The sequence below is a fragment of the Paenibacillus sp. FSL K6-1096 genome (assembly GCF_037977055.1).
Taxonomy (GTDB): domain Bacteria; phylum Bacillota; class Bacilli; order Paenibacillales; family Paenibacillaceae; genus Paenibacillus_AQ.
Window position 1 is genome coordinate 4,481,523 of record NZ_CP150274.1, and the last position, 18,423, is coordinate 4,499,945.

The 18,423-nt window shown below is 55.6% G+C and carries 19 protein-coding genes; 17 read left to right on the forward strand and 2 right to left on the reverse strand.

What is annotated here, in order from left to right; genetic code table 11:
- Positions 1 to 103 precede the first annotated feature (103 nt).
- The 5 genes from MHI24_RS19900 to MHI24_RS19920 are packed head-to-tail and all read left to right on the forward strand — an operon-like array spanning position 104 to position 5,024.
- Complete coding sequence (locus MHI24_RS19900; protein ID WP_340021257.1) at positions 104 to 346, forward strand: acyl carrier protein; 243 nt, start codon at positions 104 to 106, stop codon at positions 344 to 346.
- Positions 343 to 1,683, forward strand: coding sequence for a hypothetical protein (locus tag MHI24_RS19905; RefSeq protein ID WP_340021258.1), 1,341 nt, complete (start codon positions 343 to 345; stop codon positions 1,681 to 1,683). Before MHI24_RS19900 ends, MHI24_RS19905 begins: the two co-directional genes overlap by 4 nt.
- 16 nt (positions 1,684 to 1,699) lie before the next feature.
- On the forward strand, positions 1,700 to 2,821 hold the full coding sequence (locus MHI24_RS19910) for a UDP-glucuronosyltransferase (RefSeq protein WP_340021259.1): 1,122 nt from the start codon (positions 1,700 to 1,702) through the stop codon (positions 2,819 to 2,821).
- Positions 2,821 to 4,014 (forward strand): radical SAM protein, encoded by a 1,194-nt coding sequence (locus tag MHI24_RS19915; protein ID WP_340021260.1) that lies wholly within the window; start codon positions 2,821 to 2,823, stop codon positions 4,012 to 4,014. Before MHI24_RS19910 ends, MHI24_RS19915 begins: the two co-directional genes overlap by 1 nt.
- On the forward strand, positions 4,011 to 5,024 hold the full coding sequence (locus MHI24_RS19920) for a Gfo/Idh/MocA family oxidoreductase (protein WP_340021261.1): 1,014 nt from the start codon (positions 4,011 to 4,013) through the stop codon (positions 5,022 to 5,024). Before MHI24_RS19915 ends, MHI24_RS19920 begins: the two co-directional genes overlap by 4 nt.
- An 82-nt stretch (positions 5,025 to 5,106) precedes the next feature.
- Here MHI24_RS19920 and MHI24_RS19925 read toward each other — a convergent pair whose 3' ends face one another.
- Both MHI24_RS19925 and MHI24_RS19930 read right to left on the reverse strand, forming a co-directional pair.
- Positions 5,107 to 5,895, reverse strand: coding sequence for a nucleotidyltransferase domain-containing protein (locus MHI24_RS19925; RefSeq protein ID WP_340021262.1), 789 nt, complete (start codon positions 5,893 to 5,895; stop codon positions 5,107 to 5,109).
- Positions 5,896 to 6,064: 169 nt separating this feature from the next.
- On the reverse strand, positions 6,065 to 7,747 hold the full coding sequence (locus MHI24_RS19930; protein ID WP_340021263.1) for a cellulase family glycosylhydrolase: 1,683 nt from the start codon (positions 7,745 to 7,747) through the stop codon (positions 6,065 to 6,067).
- A gap of 245 nt (positions 7,748 to 7,992) precedes the next feature.
- Between MHI24_RS19930 and MHI24_RS19935 the strand changes: the two genes are divergently transcribed.
- From MHI24_RS19935 to MHI24_RS19990, 12 genes are all read left to right on the forward strand, one after another.
- Positions 7,993 to 8,982, forward strand: a complete 990-nt coding sequence (locus MHI24_RS19935; RefSeq protein ID WP_340021264.1) for a tRNA-dihydrouridine synthase — start codon at positions 7,993 to 7,995, stop codon at positions 8,980 to 8,982.
- Positions 8,983 to 8,999: 17 nt separating this feature from the next.
- Positions 9,000 to 9,719, forward strand: a complete 720-nt coding sequence (locus MHI24_RS19940; RefSeq protein ID WP_340021265.1) for an SDR family NAD(P)-dependent oxidoreductase — start codon at positions 9,000 to 9,002, stop codon at positions 9,717 to 9,719.
- Entirely contained in the window at positions 9,712 to 10,740 is a 1,029-nt protein-coding gene (locus MHI24_RS19945; RefSeq protein ID WP_340021266.1) for an alpha/beta hydrolase, read from the forward strand. The genes MHI24_RS19940 and MHI24_RS19945 overlap by 8 nt, the downstream gene beginning before the upstream one ends.
- Positions 10,741 to 11,030: 290 nt before the next feature.
- The gene (locus MHI24_RS19950; RefSeq protein ID WP_340021267.1) at positions 11,031 to 11,777 is read left to right on the forward strand and encodes a hypothetical protein; all 747 of its coding nucleotides are present in this window, start codon (positions 11,031 to 11,033) and stop codon (positions 11,775 to 11,777) included.
- A 128-nt stretch (positions 11,778 to 11,905) separates the two neighbouring features.
- On the forward strand, positions 11,906 to 13,132 hold the full coding sequence (locus tag MHI24_RS19955; protein WP_340021268.1) for an RtcB family protein: 1,227 nt from the start codon (positions 11,906 to 11,908) through the stop codon (positions 13,130 to 13,132).
- A 16-nt stretch (positions 13,133 to 13,148) separates the two neighbouring features.
- Complete coding sequence (locus tag MHI24_RS19960; protein ID WP_340021269.1) at positions 13,149 to 13,289, forward strand: hypothetical protein; 141 nt, start codon at positions 13,149 to 13,151, stop codon at positions 13,287 to 13,289.
- Between the two features lie 70 nt (positions 13,290 to 13,359).
- Entirely contained in the window at positions 13,360 to 14,304 is a 945-nt protein-coding gene (locus MHI24_RS19965; protein ID WP_340021270.1) for an SEC-C domain-containing protein, read from the forward strand.
- 53 nt (positions 14,305 to 14,357) lie between these two features.
- On the forward strand, positions 14,358 to 14,924 hold the full coding sequence (locus MHI24_RS19970; protein ID WP_340021271.1) for a hypothetical protein: 567 nt from the start codon (positions 14,358 to 14,360) through the stop codon (positions 14,922 to 14,924).
- Positions 14,925 to 15,093: 169 nt separating this feature from the next.
- Positions 15,094 to 16,113, forward strand: coding sequence for a carbohydrate-binding protein (locus tag MHI24_RS19975; protein WP_340021272.1), 1,020 nt, complete (start codon positions 15,094 to 15,096; stop codon positions 16,111 to 16,113).
- A gap of 405 nt (positions 16,114 to 16,518) precedes the next feature.
- Positions 16,519 to 17,484, forward strand: coding sequence for a YafY family protein (locus MHI24_RS19980; RefSeq protein WP_340021273.1), 966 nt, complete (start codon positions 16,519 to 16,521; stop codon positions 17,482 to 17,484).
- A 24-nt stretch (positions 17,485 to 17,508) separates the two neighbouring features.
- Positions 17,509 to 18,009 (forward strand): hypothetical protein, encoded by a 501-nt coding sequence (locus MHI24_RS19985; RefSeq protein ID WP_340021274.1) that lies wholly within the window; start codon positions 17,509 to 17,511, stop codon positions 18,007 to 18,009.
- Positions 18,010 to 18,016: 7 nt separating this feature from the next.
- Positions 18,017 to 18,319 (forward strand): hypothetical protein, encoded by a 303-nt coding sequence (locus MHI24_RS19990; RefSeq protein ID WP_340021275.1) that lies wholly within the window; start codon positions 18,017 to 18,019, stop codon positions 18,317 to 18,319.
- Positions 18,320 to 18,423: the final 104 nt, after the last annotated feature.

Below are 18,423 nucleotides of genomic sequence, written 5' to 3' on the forward strand. Positions count from 1 at the left end.
TATAGCTGAAGTTTTTGGCGTATTCAACCATATATTAACAGGTCTTTTCTTGGTATATTCATCCTATTCATTCCTAAATTAAGCACATGAAAGGGGTATGTACATGCAGCAGAAAGTCATTGAGATTATCGCTGAAATCAAGGAGGAGCCGGGCCTCATTCAGACCTTGAACGGGGCTTCGGATCTGACGCTGGACGCCGCACTTGATTCGCTGCAGATTATCAACTTCATTCTTAGAATTGAAGATGAATTCGATGTGGAAGTCGATTTCGATACCTTTGATCTGGAACACCTGAAGTCGGTGGACCGCTTCACCGATTATGTCATGGGGCTGGCTGTAAGATGAGGAATGCGGTGCATTGCGGCAGCCTGGAATCGGAACGGTACTGGCGCGAGGAAGATCTGGCAGCGCTGCCTTCGATTCCGGACAGGAAGGCTATGGCCGTTGTGCAGGCCATGGATGAGCTGCTGTTCGTCTTCTGCGGAGACGGTGATGTGCTGTTAACCCGCCATGGGATGGACAAGGCCCAATATGACTATTTGCATTCGCTGGGTTATTCGTTCAAGACTAACAAGGGTCCGTTAACTCTGGGGACGGAGGCACCAGACAATGCCCAGGAGGCGCTGAATGTATTCGAACTGCTGGGCCGGATGGAAGCCGGGCAGGAACCGGACCGGATCATCCCGGAGGGCGCGCTGCTCGAACCGTTCGCCGTGCTGCCCGGTACACATGAGGCCATTAGAAGATACAAGCTGCTGCCTGCTCTCCCGGATGAGCAGACGGCGCGCCGGGTGAATACCAAGACTTATTCTACGGCGATGCGGGACAGGGTGGGGCTGCCGAATATCGCCCATATCGTAGAGAGCAGGGACGAGTTGCTGGCTGCCGGGGAGTCCCTGCTGGAGCAGGGATCATTCCTGATCAAGGATGAATACGGCGTATCCGGCAAAGGCAATCAGCTGGTGGATTCGGAGCGCGTGCTGCGCAGAATCGCCGGATATCTGGAATCCAGCCGCAATCAGGACAAGCGGGTCAGATTCGTGCTCGAACCGCTGCTGGACCGGGAGACGGATTTCTCCTGCCAGTTCCACATTGACCCGGAAGGACGGGTCTCGATCTTGTCCGTGCAGCAGCTTGTTAACCAGGGCTTCGCCTTCGGCGAGTCCCATTCCCCGGAGCCGCTTCTTGTAGAGAAGCTGGACCGGGAGGGATACTGGGAGACTATGCACAGCATCGGGCGGGAGCTGTATAAGGACGGGTATTACGGCGATGTGTGCGTGGATTCGATGCTGCTGCGTGACGGAAGCCTGGCTCCGCTGGTGGAGATCAATGCCCGCAAGTCGATGAGCCTGATTAAGCATCAGGTGGACCGCCGCTTCCGGCAGGAGGGAATGCACACCTGCCTGCTGCAGGTTCCGGTGGCCACCCTGGGCGCGGTCCGTTATGAGGAGCTGCTGGAACGGCTTGCAGAGGAAGCGGTATTATTCTCGCGGGAGAAGGGGGAAGGTATCATCCCTTTGACCTCGGGCACACTTCAGCCGCTGGATTCCTCCCGCTCTTCAGGTTCGGCCAAAGGCAAGCTGTATGCCGCTCTCGCTTACCGCAGTGAGGACAGCAAGAGCCGGTTCACCCGCACGCTGGACGAATCACTTCTCCGTACAGGCTACACTATACTGCGATAGAGAAAGGAAGCTTCCTATGAATAACCGCGTGACGATTCTATGCTCCGGGTTCGGCCTGGGCTTCTATGTCCCTGGTCTGCTGCTGGAGCGTAAGCTCCATGCCCTTGGCCTCCAGGCGGAGATTGAGGTATTCGAGACCCTGATGCCGGACGCCAAAAAAGAGCAGACCGACAACAGCCGCAAAGCGTACCAGCAGAGCTTCGCTGTCGCCCTGACCTCGCAGAAGATCCCGTCAGACATCCGCAGCAGCCTGGATGAGGCCGCGGTAGAGCAGCTGCTGCAGCAATGGCAGCAGGAAGAGCGGCAGCGCTTCATCGTCCTGTCCGGGCATTGGGTCCATGTAATGGACAAGTACCGGGCGATGGCCGGCTTCCCCGTGGAGGCGGAGCTGCTCTATATTGACGCGGAGCTGTCCCCTTCCTGGAAGAATCTCCGCAGGCTGAATCCGGGGTATGCGGAAGGCTGCCGTGAAGTCCATATGTATGATCTCTTGAACCGCAGCATCCAATACCGGATCGATGCCGGAGCTGGAGAGCCGCTGCCAGCATCAGCAAGGAACGGAAGGCTGGTTGTGCATGGCGGCGGCTGGGGAATCGGCACCTTCCGCGAGAAGTTCGCCGCTCTGGAAGCGGCCGGGTATGAGCTGGATATCGCCGCCTACAGCACGGAGGAGATTGGACCGGCTATTCAAGGAAGACGTTATTATATGAATGATCCGCAGTGGCGCACCTGGAAAAGGGACGTCAGCGGGAAATATACCTTCCCGCCGTTCGCAGAGGTGACCGGCAAGGAAACGCACCACTTTCCGCCATGTAATGAGTACGCGCATGGCATGTTCGGTGTGATCCGGCAGGCCTCTGCCGTGATCAGCAAGCCGGGCGGCGGCGCGCTGATCGACTCGCTCGCCTCCGGCACTCCGCTTGTGCTGCTGGACCCCTTCGGCCCGCATGAGAAGATCAACAGTGACTTGTGGGTGGAGCTGGGCTACGGCATCCGCTACGGGAAGTGGGCAGAGTCGGGCTTCGACCGGGCGTTGCTGCGCGGGATTGCGGACCATCTTAAGTCTGCCAAGGACAAGTACCAAGACTATGCCGCCAGCTATGCGGAGCAGCTATCTGCTGCAGAAGGGAGAAGCTAATGCAGCCTACCAGTAAAGTAAATCTGGATGAGAAGTCGTTCGAAGCCCTGAAGCGCACGATCAAGAATGTGGTGGTCCCGCATAGAGAACGCAAGCATGATCCCGGCTTCCGCACCGTGATGCCGGAGATTATGTCGCTGAAGCTGACCAACCGCTGCAATCTCCGCTGCAAGCATTGCTACCAGTGGAATGAAGATGGTTATCATCATGATATGGATAAGGCCGAGCAGAATCTGGACATGGATCTGGAGCTGATTCAGCGGCTGCTGGAGGAGACGGATGAAGCGCAGTCGCGGTTGTATTTATGGGGAGGAGAGCCGCTATTCCACCGGGATGCCCAAAGTATTCTGAAGCTGCTGCAGAAGCATCCCCGGGATACAACGATCTGCACCAATGCTTATATGATTCCTAAGTATGAGGAGGAGCTATGTGCGATCTCCGACAATCTGGAGCTGCTGATCCCGATTGAGGGGTTCCAGGAGGAGCATGACTTCCTGCGCGGCAAGAATTCGTTCCAGAAGGTTATCGAAGCTGTAGACCGCCTGCTGGAGCTGCGCAAGCAAGGCCGCTTCCGCGGCCGGATCTCGGTGCATAATGTCATTAATGATAATATGATCGGCAGATTGTATGAGCTGGTGGAGTTTTTTGAGGAAAAGGGTGTGGATCTGGTCCTGCTCTGCTTTCCGTGGTATATCTCGGAGGAGACCAGCTTCGCCATGGACCGCTTCTATGATGAGCACTTCCAGTGGCTGGCCGAGCTTCCGCCGGAGCACCGGGCGAGCTGGCACGCCTTCAAGTATCATATCAAGCCGGAGAATATCGGCAGGCTGACCGAAGACCTGCGGCGGATCAACACCCACACCTGGCATAATACCCGCATCCGTTACCAGCCGGGCCTCGACTTCGATGAGATTGAGGATTTCGTGGCCGGCAAGCCGATGAAATCCCGCAGCACTGCGAAGTGTCTGGCGCTCAGCACCCGGGTGGATATTGCCCCGAACGGGATGGTGAGTGCATGTAAGTTCTTCGGTGAGCTGGCGATCGGCAATGTGAAGGACACGACGCTGACAGAGATCTGGAATTCAGCCCGCTATGACCGGCTGCGGCGGATTATGGATGAAGGGCTGTCCCCCGCCTGCTCCAAGTGCAACGTCCTGTACCTGAATACCTATGCGGCGCTGGCCCAGGTATGAGGGGCGGGGGAGAGAAGCCAGCCTATAAGCTCGGCATTCTGGGCGCATCGAACATTGCTGTCCCAGCGATGCTGGAGCCTGCCCGGGCAGTGGAGCAGATCCGCATTGCGGCCATTGCCAACCGTACCCGGGACAAGGCGGTGAAGCTGGCGGAGGACTACCAGATTCCTTACGTGGCCGGGAGTCTGGAGGAACTGCTCCAGATGCAGGAGCTGGACGGGGTGTATATTGGTCTCAGCAATGAGCTTCATGCCGAGTGGGCCGCCGCGGCCCTGGCTGCCGGCAAGCATGTGCTGGTCGAGAAGCCGCTCTGCCTTAACCTTGATGAGATGCAGCGGCTTAAGGCGGCAAGGGCACAAGCGGCCGGCCCGAAGCTGGCCGAAGGCCTGATGATTGCCTTCCACCCCTGGCAGCAGGCGCTGAAGGACATTGCCGGTTCCGGGCAGTTCGGCCCGCTCCTCAGGATCAGCACCCGGATTACGGTCCCGGCCAAGGATCGTCACGCCGGTAATTACCGCAGCGTGAAGGCGAAGGGCGGAGGAGCCTTTGCCGACCTGGGCTGCTACTGGCTCCAGTTCGTGCAGACCCTGATCGGCCTCCAGCCGGAGGAGATCACAGCACAGTCGGCGTTCGACGGGCCGGATAGCTGCGACTGGACCTTCCAGGCGGCGTTGAAATTCAAGAACGGTGTGGAAGCGGAATGCCTCACCTCCTTCGAGCTGCCGTTCCGGGCTTCGCATACGCTGTATTTTGAAGAGACGGTGCTGACCGTCCCGGACTTTTTCCGCCCGGTCAAAGGGTTCTACAAGGTCAAGCTCCGCCATGACCTGCCGGACAACCGCAGCACCCTCTGTGAATTCGAGCCGATGAACTATTACGTGTGCCAGCTTGAAGCCTTCGCGGAAATCATGGGCGGCCAGCGGCCGGAGAACCTGGAGGCTTCCTGGGAACGGGTACAGCTTCAAGCCCGGATTATGGAAGCGGCGCAGCGGCGGGGGGTCTATAGTTAATGCAGTTAATGTCCTTAGCTATTCATAGCATGAAAGTTTAGCAGCAGCGGCTCCCGCAACCCGGAGAGCCGCTGCTGCTGTGTTATCTGTCGTACAGGGAGGGCGCTTGCTCCATCCAGGAGCGTTCATTGTTCTGGACATAGATGCCCAGCGCCTGCTCGAAGGTCAGACCATGATTATAGAAGGCCAGCATCCGTGCGGCGAAGCGCAGACTCTGCTCTGCTCCGGGCGAGCGCAGCAGCTCTGCTGCCAGCTTGCGGAAGTTCTTCGGCTTCGCTCCGGCAGCATCCACTGCATCCAGCAGCCCCTTATGGCTGGGGAACAGCAGCCGGTTGTAGGCCAGAATCATCCGGCCGCTGAAGAAGACCAGATTACTGGCGGTATGGGCAGTCAGATAAGGGTCATCCCTGCGGGCCGCTTCCTTGGCGAAATAGAAGGCGAACAGGTGGATCTGGGCGCAGAAATCGCGCAGATTGCGCTCCCGGTTCTCTTCGGGATAGACGGGAATACGGGCGACCAGCTCCGTAAGCTCCGGGATTCTGGAGAAGACCACCTCCGATCCGCCAAAAGCATACCGCGTCGGCTCATTCCCCCGCTGCGCGGCCAGCTCCAGAAACTGCAGATTCACCACCTTGATGTCGGCGTACCCGCCTTCATAGGTGCTGACCTCCCGGTCCACGTAGGACAGCATCTGGTTCCGCTCATATTCAGCATAGGCTTCATCGGTAACGACCAGATGAACATCGACATCCGAGGTCTCCTTCGCTGTTCCCTGGGCGATAGAACCGCTGGTAATGACCGCCAGATTGGCGGGGTCCGGCGCAAGCTTGTCCACCAGACGCTCCAGCGTCTGTCTATGATGCGCATACATTGCTCTCATCCTCTCTTTACGAACTCATCTCCTTGTAAGCGTAATAGCCTGTTCCTGTGTCAGCTATGGTCTATCCTGACATCTATCCGGGATCAACCTGGGGCGGCACTACAGAGTACAGGGCTGCGCCGGTCCGTGGAGGACAGCGCAGCCCTGCGGCTTGTAAATGTTAAGGCTCAACCCCGTAGATCAGCGTGCCCTGATGATACACCGTGATGTGATCATTCGCCGCATAGCTGGTCAAGGCCGGCTGGAAGGAGTAGTCATTGGCCTGGTTGAGATTCGCCCAGTTGGTGTTGTGGATGCGGAACTGGATGTCCCCGGTGTTGCCCGAGGCCGCCAGGGAGCCTGCGCCTGCCGTGAAGCCGATCTCCGCATAGGTGTCAGCACCTGTCACCGGAGTGGCCAGCGGCACGATGCTCGTTACCAGCTTCGACGCTCCGATTGCCGCATAATCGAATTCCAGCGTCTGTGAAGCGTTCCCATCTCTGGTGTACCAGTACCGGATCGTCAGCTCGTTCAGCGGAATCGCCGTGCCGGATTCGTTCTTCAATTGCAGGCTGGCCCGGATCGAGTTGACCGCAGCCCCAGTCTCTCCGGCCCGGTACAATACTGAAGCCTGAAGATCGCCAGACCCCGGTTCACCCGGTCCCCCAGGTTCGCCCGGCCCGCCTGGCTGTCCGCCAATCGGTGTGAAGGTGACCGGCTTCATGATCGTATCCAGCATCGCCTGCTTCGGCTCGTTCCAGGTGGTCCAGTCATCCAGCAGCAGCCCGCCGGTATCGCCGCTGTTCGGATTGACGCACCAGTACGTCCAGTAGAGATTGTTCTGGCCGATGTAGCTGACCAGCTTATTCTGCCATTTTCCTTCTACTGAAGTGGTATCTACGCTGCGCCCGCCGAATTCGCCGACCAGAATCGGGGCAATCTGCTCCTTGCTGATATAGCCCCAGGTATCATCCCACAGCTGCGGCAGATTGTTCGGGAAGTCGGCGGCGTTGAACCAGCTCTGGGAGGCCACGCCCGGACCATAATCATGCGGGGAATAGACGACCCGGTTGGGTACTGTAAGCGTAACCGGATCATTGCGCACCCCGGTCAGGTTCCCGCCCCACCAGTAGCTGCTCGAATTGCCCTGGACATTGGTCTCGATGCCCTCTACGATGATCAGCCAGTTCGGATTGGCGGCGAGAATCGCATTGCCCGCCCGTTCACTGGCCAGCCGCCAGTCGGTGGACAGATTCCCCGTCCCCCAGCTTGCCGTGCCATGCGGTTCATTGTGCAGATCGGCACCTATAACGGTAGGGTTCCCCGCATAGCGCTGGGCGAGCATCACCCAGTCGCTGATCCAGCGGGTCTCGGGATAGGCGGCCGTGTACCACAGCGTGGATTGTCCGCCGGAATCCGGCCGGTGACGGTCGAGGAAGATCTGGATGCCGCGCTGCCCGGCCTTCTGTATCAGTTTATCCATAATCTGAATCGGCTTCAGACCGGCAAGATCGGGGTTTTTGACATAGTCGATACTGTTGGCCTCCGAGCCGGCGTCGAACATCTGGTTGCAGTAGGGCAGCCGGATAAGGTTATAGCCCTTCGCTTTGATCTGATCCAGCACATCGTCCATCGAGCGGGTCCACAGCCCGTGCGGCGAGTAATTCGCCGTCTCGAAGCCAAACCAGTTCAGTCCGTTGAAGACCGCCGTATTCCCTGCGGAATCCACGATTTTGCTGCCCGAGGTGTGATAGAATCCTGTTGCGCCATCAGCCTTCACCTGTTGCCCCGGAAACGCATACATACTTACCAGCAATACACAAGCCACAAACCATACACCCAGCTTCCTCAAACCAAACGACATTCATTCTCCTCCTCTAACTGATTTCAATGAGGTCAGACTGTATAGCATACGGGCAAATCGGCAAGGTATTCGTCTAAATTAGGCGGAAATATGGATGATTGATAACATTAATGTAAAAATATCCTTGTTGCACACTCCCGCTTCCCTCCAAGTCCGGCGGCTACAATTCCCCCAAAGTTATGATATACTTTAGCTTTACTACGCCCGGATTGAGATGATCCGGCACAGATAGAGAGGTACTTCACATGACTAACAATTTCTGGCGTGAATTGCCGCGCCCTTTCTTTATATTGGCCCCGATGGAGGATGTGACCGATGTGGTCTTCCGCCATGTGGTGAGCGCAGCCGGCCGGCCGGATGTGTTCTTCACCGAGTTCGTGAACACAGAGAGCTACGCCCACCCGGAGGGGAAGCAGGCCGTCCGCGGGCGCTTGACGTATACAGCGGATGAACAGCCGATCGTCGCGCATATCTGGGGGGACAAGCCGGAATACTTCCGGCGGATGAGCATCAGCATGGCTGAAGAAGGCTTCAAGGGCATCGATATCAACATGGGCTGTCCGGTCGCGAATGTGGCGGAGAACGGCAAGGGCAGCGGCCTGATCTGCCGCCCGGATACGGCAGCAGAGATTATCCAGGCGGCCAAGACCGGAGGACTGCCTGTCAGCGTCAAGACCCGGCTCGGGTTCACCGAGGTGGACGAATGGCGGGACTGGCTGACCCACATCCTGCGGCAGGACATTGTGAATCTGTCGATTCATCTGCGCACCCGCGAGGAGATGAGCAAGGTTCCGGCCCACTGGGAGCTGATCCCGGAGATTAAGCGGCTGCGCAATGAGATCGCACCGGACACGCTACTGACGATTAACGGCGATATCCCGGACCGGAAGACCGGGCTGAAGCTGGCCGCTGAATACGGGGTTGACGGGATTATGATCGGGCGCGGGATTTTTCAGAATCCGTATGCATTTGAGCAGGAGCCGAAGGAGCACAGCAGTAAGGAACTCCTGGATCTGCTGCGGCTGCACCTGGATCTCCATGACCATTATTCGGCGCTGGAACGCCGTTCCTACAAGCCGCTGCCCCGCTTCTTCAAAATCTACGTCCGCGGCTTCCGCGGCGCGAGCGAGCTCCGCAACAATCTGATGAACACCAAGTCCACCCAGGAGGCGAGAGCGCTGCTGGATGAATTTGCAGCCCAGGCCCAGGATGGAGCAGAGGAGCTTAACGATTAAGGAGGATAGATGAGACTATGAGACGGTTTATTATTTTTGGCGCGAGCAAAGGCTTGGGAGAAGCCTTCGTTAAGGCGCTGCCGGAGCCGGGCGATCAGGTCTGGGTGGTCTCCAGAACGTACCCGGACAGCCTGAAGCTGGAGGATGGGGTTCAGCGGACCTGGATTGAGGCTGACCTGGCGAAGCCGGATGCTGCGGGCCGGATTGCCGAGGCATTGGGCGGCGCTACCCTGGACGTATTTATCTATAACGTAGGCGTATGGGAGAGCAAGGGCTTCAGCGATGATTATGATTTTGAACAGGACGATCCGGCTGAGATTGCCAGCATCATTAACATTAATGTGACCTCGGCGATTACATGCATCCAGAAGCTTTTGCCGAATCTGAAGCAGTCTGAGCATGCCAACATCATCTTCATCGGATCAACGGCAGGCCTGGATAATAATAGCTACACCCAGGTGTCGTTTACTGCGTCCAAATTCGGCCTGCGCGGGATTGCCAATGCGGTCAGGGAACATGTGAAACCTTACGGTATCGGTGTGACTATTATCAATCCTGGCGAAATAGCCACCCAAATTCCGCTGGAGGCCGGAGTCGAGCCAGTCTTGTCTGCCTATAACGGCGCGCAGATTCCGCTTCAGGATATCGTATCCCTGGTGCAATGCGTCATGAACCTGTCCAAGGCTTCCTGTGTGAAAGAGATCAACGTTCCGTCGATGCTGAGCTCGAATGCGTAGGGGCCTCAAAATAACCCGAATAACTCTTCTCATCCTTGCCTTGCTGATCGCAGCCGGGATGGTCTTTCCAACATGGACACCGCGAATCCAAGGGGAATATAGCGTAAGTACGTTACAGCAGATTGAGATCAACGGCACGGGTCATGAAGTGATGATCAGGGGGGCAGACCGGCGCAATCCTGTCGTTATTTTCGTGCATGGCGGTCCCGGCTGTTCGGAGATTCCGTATGTGCGCAAATATCAGGAGCTGCTGGAGCAGAACTTTACCATTGTGCACTATGACCAGCGCGGAAGCGGCAAGTCGTATCACTTTGGGGAGGATTATTCGAATTTATCCACGGATCTGCTGGTCGATGATTTGCTGGCCTTAACGGACTACGTGAAGCAGGAATTCGGGCAGGAGCAGGTGCTGCTGATCGGGCATTCTTTTGGCACCTACATCGGGATCAAAGCGGCGGCCAAGTCGCCTGAGCGGTTCGCGGCGTATATCGGAATCGGACAGATGGCCGATCTGGGAATCAGCGAGCGGGATAGCTGGAAGTATGCCATGGAGCAGGCTACGAAAGCTGGTAATACCAAGGATGTTGCGCGGCTAGAAGAGCTTCGGCGTCCAATCGAGAGCGGCGGGCAGCTGACGCCAAGAGATTTGGTGCGCAAATATGGCGGGGCCGCGAGACTGATAGACGATAACCGCGATTACTATACAGGGTTCCTCTTGAACCCGGAGTACAACCTGCTGGATGTGATCCGCTACCTGAAGGGTGTTTCCCTGTCGCAGGGTATTTTGCTGGACGAAGGGGCCAAGAAGTATATTACGAGTGTTGTGGATAAAGTAGACATCCCCGTTTATTTTGTCATGGGGCAATTCGATTATATGACCTCTGTTCACGCGGCAAAAGAATACTTCACCGCACTGAAAGCACCGGAGAAGGAGTTTGTTATGTTCGAGCATTCTGCGCATTACCCTCAGTTCGAGGAGAAGGAGCGGTTTGCGCAGTGGCTGAATCAGCTTGAGTTGTGAGTATACACCATAAGGGCTGGCCCAAACGTCATTTCAAGGCGTGAGGGTCAGCCCTTTTGCCTGCAAAGTAGAGAAACTGCAAATAGTTCAATCCTTTTCCGCCGCTCAGCCGTCTTATGTCTGGAACATCATTTCGGTCACAACTTCCCTATGGCATACCAACTACAGAAAGAAGGGGGAGGATCAATTGGATAAGCCTATGGACAAGGTTACTCTAATGGAAGCTGTACCGTCTGAAGAAGAGGCTTTTTTTGAACGTCTGTATACCGAACGCCGCAAAATGTACTCCATTGCCCTTCGAACTTGACCCGGATATGTTCAAAGCGGAAACGAAGAAGATAGCAGTCAATCGCACATTAAGCGTGGATGACCAGAACATTAGAGTGCATCAGATCCTCTATACCCCGCTGGCGACATATGTGGATTTGGCCTATGATGAGCAGAACAGCAAACAGATTTTTCAACTGCTGAATCCCGTTCTTACCGGTACAACTGGAGAAAGAAACATGAGTATGTATTATCCTGATGTGATCACATCCGCCAATTCCGAGGTGTACACAGATCGTAACCGTTCTACGCTTGTCTTCAGTCCCCATCCATTGAAGGCATTCGATGAGGTATCTCTCAAAGTAGCCGGGATTGCCGCCTTGGACCGGAAACAAATGAGCATCTCAGTGGATCTGAACAAGAAGGAAATTGTTGCAGCACCCGATCAAGCCTTGACTCTCGCTGAACCGGAGGGGAAAGAGGGGACCGGTGAAATTCTGTTAGGTATAACCTTTAAACGAGATCCCTATTTGACTAGCTTTTTTACGAGGCTGGCTGACAGCTTCACCGATGCCAAGGGGAACACACATCCATTTGTTGAAGGAGTGGGCGCTTCAAGCCGCGGCACATCAGGGGAGAACGTTGAAGAAACGCACATGCTCAATTTCGGAAAAGAGGCCAAGGATTATCCGCAGCCGCTGACCATTGCCATCGAACGCTATTGGGCTCCAATCATGGAGTCGCAAACCCTGGAACTGCACTCCAGATAAGCGGATTCTTAGCCCGCCAGATTTAGCCGAATATCGTTCGTAATACTTCCGCCATGGTCGGTGCTTCCAATTTGAGCGATTATAGACACAGAAGCAATGGGTGATCCGATCATAGGAGGTTAAAAAATATGGCTTATCAAAATATTGACGGTGTGCGTGTGTGGGGGAAGCCGGATGACGGCGCGCTGGTGCAGGCGCGGATGTGTGCGGTGAGCGGAAATGTGGTACAGACGCTGCTGATGGCGGATCATCATAAAGGCTACAGCCAGCCGATCGGCGGCGTGGTCGTCTACGATGGACAGATCTCCCCGTCGGGCGTGGGGTACGATATTGCCTGCGGGAACAAAGCGGTGCGGACCCGCTTGAAGGTCGATGAGCTGCGGCCGCGGCTCTTCGAAGTCATGGATGAGATTGCCCGCAGAATCTCCTTCGGCGTTGGCCGGGTCAATAATGAGCGGGTGGACCATGCGCTGTTCGACGACCCGGATTGGGCGGTGTTCAAGGCGGTGGGCAGCGGAGTGCATGATAAGCTTAAAGCCCTGGCCCAAAGCCAGCTCGGCACCGTCGGCAGCGGGAACCACTTCGTGGACCTGCTCGAAGAGACCGGAGACGGCCGGGTGTGGATCGCCAACCATTTCGGCAGCAGAGGGTTCGGGCATAAGACGGCGAGCGGGTTCCTTAATCTGGCGGCGGGCAGAGATTTTCTGGCGAATGCTCCGGGGGAGAAGATGGACCAGCCGCCTGTGCTGCTCGACTTGAACAGTGAGTTGGGCGATATGTATTACCGGGCGATGAAGCTGGCCGGGCGCTATGCTTATGCCGGGAGAGACTATGTCATCCAGCAGGTCTTGGCTATCCTGGGGACGGAAGCGGACCTTGCGGTGCACAACCATCATAACTATGCCTGGAAAGAGACGCATGACGGCAAGGAGGTCATCGTTGTCCGCAAAGGAGCTACGCCGTCCGCACCCGGCCAGATGGGCTTCATTGGCGGCAGCATGGGGGACATCTCCGTGATCGTTCAAGGCAAGGACAGTGCGGAGAACAGGGAGGCCTACTACAGCACTGTTCACGGAGCAGGCCGAATTATGAGCCGGACCCAAGCAGCGGGTAAAATGAACTGGAAGACCCGCACCCGCAGCGGCGGCCAGATCACAACAGCGCAAATGCTGGATGCGGTCCGGGAATTCGGCGTAGAGCTGCGCGGCGCGGGGACGGATGAGAGTCCTTTTGTCTACCGCAAGCTGCAAGAGGTGCTGGATGCCCACGCGGAGACCATTGAGGTCCTGCATGTCCTGAAGCCAGTGGGCGTATGTATGGCTGGCGCGGATGAGTTCGATCCGTATAAGGATTAAAAAGGGGGGGATTCATGTGCGTCATAATAAGGAAGAAGATGAACAGCTTATCATCAAGCCGAATTCGGCTACACTGGATGAAATCCTGTCACGGATCACCCCGGATAACATCCATAACGAAGTCTCCACAGGCGGACAACAAGGCCGGGAAGTATGATAACATAGAGATATGTGCCGGATGATGGGACTTGATAGAGGTGCAAATCTAACCTCAGAGGTGTATGGACATGACAGGAAGAAATGACCCTTGTCCTTGCGGCAGCGGCAAAAAGTACAAGCAATGCTGTATGCTGAAGCAAGCGGAGGAGCAGACACTGCAGGCGAAGGGGCGGCGCTTTTTTGACCGGAAATTCAAATTGACGAAAGACCTTTATGCCTTTTTGGCTCAGAAGCATGGCGGGGAGTGGACTTTTGATCATCAAAAAGTTCTTCCTTTCAATTTTAATTTAGGATATTCCATAGACGGGGTCGGCAATATGTGGGCGTACTTCTTCCGTGTCTATGATAATGGGATGCGCGGCATTGAGTGGTTCCTGGAGGAGCGGGGCCAGCGTTATTCCGGGGAAGAACGGAGGATGCTGGACAACTGGGCAGCAATGAGACCTTCGTGCTATCAGATGGTGGACCATTATGAGCAGGGAACGGTCATTGAAGACATCTGGACCAAGGAAAGATTCAAGATGCCTTATAATGAAACGATGATAAAGATGCCGCCCTGGACAGTAGCAATCGCTATGCTTGAGCCGTTCGTGGAGGACTTTTGTATACATGGAGTGACGATGTGGGGACACCCTGATATAGCGCGGGAGATCATAGCACGAGTTGGGGCGTTGCAGGAGGAACAAGCTGCGGCTTCCGGGCAGCAGAGCTCACCAGCGGACATCTTGACCAGCCACTACCCCGAACTGCTCGAATTGTGCCAACGGATCAATGAGAAGCCGCGCACCCGGTATCCGGATCACGAAGCTGCTCATGAGGCTACGTCTCAGAGTATGCTGCCTATGCTAATGGAATGGATTCGTGAGGAACAAGCGCAGAGCCCCGGAGAAAGCGCCGAAGCTCTCATTCGGGCGAGAGAATATTGGCAATACCGGAGTAACCCGGAATCCTCGGCGTTGAATCTTCTGCGCGTAGAACTCGGATTACCCGAAGGTCCGTTTGGGGATTATTAAAATACTGGAGAAGAGGCCGGCAGGCCTTCTCCCATTTTCATGGAGGTGATGACTTGTCCTGGAGCAAGCTCAAGCAACAACTGGATGGCTTCCTCAGTCCTGCGGCAGAGGGCCGGGTAGAGTACCGCGCGCCTGCTTACCGCTATTCGCCGGATAAATCAGGCACCTGTTATATTACGGTGGACAAGAAGAACATCCTCAGCATGAACGACAAGTCCAGCCCCATCCGCTGGTATTCGTCCGAGCTGGAGGTCAAGAATGACCCGGAGCTGCATATTTCCGTCACCAATGAGGATATTGAAGCCATCAGGCAGAGTGCCAAGGGGCCGATCCCCGAGGATCGCCTAGTCGTTATGGCCCGAAGCCGCTTAATCACCGAACACGCCAAGTCGCTAATGTCCGCCCAGGCTGCCCTGACGAAATCGAATTTCATCGTGGTAGCGAATAAGTTCCTGGTTACACCTATCGAGGAGAGCCTGGAGAGCAGCGACATCATACTGAACATTCTGGCCCTGCTGGACCGGAGGGTCGGACGGAAGCGGATCGAGGGGATGGCCGGGAAGATGCAGCGGAAGCATCCGGCGGTGGAGTATTTCTATGACCTGCGGCGCGGGAAATAAACCTGTGAATGTTACATAAATTGTGGAATGAATTGGATTATCGGTAATAAAATATAGTACCCTGTGAATGGTCCCCTGGAGGGCCCTTTTTTATTGTTAAGTGTTGGGGCCAGAGCGTCACTTTGTGGGGGGATTTCATATGGGCAAACGATCTAAGGAGGCTTGACTATTGTATAAGAAAGTATCAGTCAGAGCTGTATCCCTAATGTCCGCGTTCGTATTACTACTCTCCGTGTTCTTCACCGCCTTACCGAATGCAGATGCAGCCGCAAGAGGAGCGTGGGCGCCGAACACGGCCTATGCGGTGAATGACACCGTAACGTATGGCGGAGGTACATATACCTGTCTGCAAGCGCATACGTCCCTGACCGGCTGGGAGCCGCCCAATGTTCCTGCACTATGGAAAAGCGGCAGCACCACCACACCCACACCAACGCCCACAACACCACCGGCAACGAACGGAGTCACCTTCTATGCAGACAGGGACTATGGCGGCAAGGCTGTCACGCTGGGAATAGGCAATTATGTGCTGTCTCAGTTGAACGCAGCAGGCATTCCGAATGACTGGATGTCCTCGCTCAAGGTGCCTAGCGGCTGGACAGTGGAGGTATATCAGAACGATAATTTCGGCGGCACGAAGTGGACCTATACCTCAAGCTCCTCCTGGGTCGGCGACAGTGTGAATGACAAGATGTCTTCGGTCAAAATCTACACCGGTTCACCGCCCGCAACCGGCGTCACCCGCCCCTCCGAGGTGCCCAGCCAGATCTGGACGTACGCCATGAATGTGGACAATAAATTCGGCAAAGGCGGAGATTTCGCACTACTACTGAGCGCGGTGATCAAGAAGGAGAGCAGCTTCGGAGCAGGTCTGCCGGGCAGCCCGTCCGCCGGTGACGGCTTGATGCAGGTTGAGCCGAACACACGGGCCGCCTATGCCGCCCAATTCAGCGCCAAATTTGGCCGCACGTATAATCACAGCAGCGAGCAGGATCAGATCGCTTTAGGCGGACTGATTCTCGATGAAAAGATCTCAAGGTTCGGCAACATCTACAACGGACTCTTACACTATAACGGCGGCGACAACTGGTATCCAGGCGCTACCGATTCCTACGGCCGCCCGATACTGGCGGATCAGTATGCCAATGCTGTATATGCAACGTATAAGGGGTACGGGGGCAAGAATTAAGGCAGTACCTTTCTTTCATAGAAAAGACAAAGACGCTCGGGGATTCCCCGCAGCGTCTTTGTTATTGGGTGCTGCTGCGATGAGGGCTGGGGTCGCATGCTCCCTAGCCAGTAGCTTTTTAGAGAAATCCTGCACAAATTGCAACAATACTGCCCAATAAAAGCGGTCTAAGCCAAAATCCTGCACCAAATGCAACAAATTCAGCGCTAACTTGCTCTCTGCACCGGAATTCCTGCAAATAATGCAACATTGTACCGCAGCCAGTAACCGTTATAGTAAAATCCTGCAAAATGTGCAACAATGCGCTCTCCATTCCGTGTGAGCTGAGCAGTAGGGCCTCACCAGCTTATGATATACTTGGGGGTGAATGTCAGAACGATAACATGACGAATGAGGACTTCCAGTATGCCCAAAAAAGACAATCTTCTAGCCATCCTATGGATGCTGAATACCGGCGCTAAGCTGACAGCGGGGCAGATCGCCGAACGGCTGGAGCTTAATATCCGCACCGTGTACCGTTATATCGATGCCCTCTGTGCCAGCGGGGTGCCGATCATCGCCGACTCCGGCCATAACGGCGGGTATCGCCTGCTGAATCATTTCATTAAGGCCCCGCTGCTGTTCGAGCTGGAAGAGAAGAAGGCGCTGCTGCATGCCGCCCAGTTCGCCAAGGATGCCGGATACCCGGGGAGCGAAGCGCTAGACCATGCCGCTTCCAAGCTGAGAATGTACTCCAGCCCGGAGCAGGAGCATACGTTAAGCCGCCAGTTACCCGGATTCGAGGCGATTCAGCGCAAAGTCCCGCCTGCGGTTCAGCCCGTGCTCGCAGCATTGGAGCAGGCGATAGCGGGAGAATATCCGGTGGAGATTGATTACCGCACCGGACGGGAGGAGCAGGCAAAGCGCAGAGTCATTGACCCGTACGGCATGGTGTACTGGAACAGCAAATGGTACACTGTGGGCTTGTGCCACCTGAAGCAGGAGATCCGCAGCTTCCGGACCGACCGGATGCTCACCATCCAGCCGTCCCCGGGACACTTCAAACGCCCCGAAGCCTTCTCGGCCCGCGACTTCTTCCTGGAGAAGCTGCTGCCAGATCCGGCGGGCAAGGAGACGTTAACGACCGTAGTCATCGAAGGCCGGGCCGAGGCCCTGGACGATCTCTGTCTCCATTGGTATCTCGGTCACCATCTCAAGGAGCGAACCCCCGGCCAGGCCATATTTCTACTTGAAGACGAGGCGGTGCAGCACTTCATCCCGCATTTCCTCCTCTCCTACGGAAAGTCCGTCCGAATCCTTGAGCCGCAGAGCCTCAAAGAGCGGGCTGCTGCAATTGCAGCGGATTTGGCGGAGTATTACCGGGGGGAATGAACAATTAAGGAGGTTAAAGCTTATATGCGTAGAGGGAAGGGTTTATTGATACTGAGAATAATATTTGTAGTCCTTCCTATCGTCCTATTGCTCCAAAATCATGGAACCACCATTCGCATCTGGCTCCATCCTGCAACCACAACGATAGGGCAGGTAGCCCCCGTCTTGCCTGACAAGGAGATCACCGCACTTACTTTCATTCCTGGAAATGACGCAGAAAGCGAATTCAGGATAACCAGCGATGATGATCTTAATGATCTCATAACCCGGATCTCCAGCCTGCAAATCAAGGAAAAGACTAAAAGTGACCAAAAAGGAATGGACCAGTCTGACTCCATATATTTAGACGTCCAGGGCAGCTTAAGAGTGACTCTGAATGTCTCCGAAGATAAGAAGGAGCTGCTTCTGCTGAAAATTAGCAAGGATAACACCACCAGCCGCTGGTATGCTGTCCTTAACCAGGAGGAGATGGAGCAGATCTTGAGCTTGATTAGGGAGAAGAGGACAAACAGAGAAGGAAGGTGATGACCGGATGGACACTCATAACTGTAATCTGAATATCTGGGCTCATCTGCCGGATGAGAGTTGGACGAAAGTAGCTGCTCTCTATCAGGCCATGCCTGGTTGGGTGGGCTATACCGACGGAATTCCTTATTGGTTCGGGCAGGAGACGGATGAGATGTTCATCACGGCCTCCGTTGAACCGAGCGGCTTGTCATTCTATGCCCAGATGGAGCAGAGCAAGTGGGATGCGTGGATCGGAAGGTTCAAGGCGGAAGCGACGAGGGCGTTGGGGTTTGCGGTCGGGGAGCCGGAGGATGGAGATTATAATTAATCGACTTATGATAATAGATGCTGTAGAGAACGTTCCGGCGTTCCTCAGGCTGTCGGGAATTTCTCGGCAGCCTTCTTTATGTGATTACGGCAACGTCCAAAAAA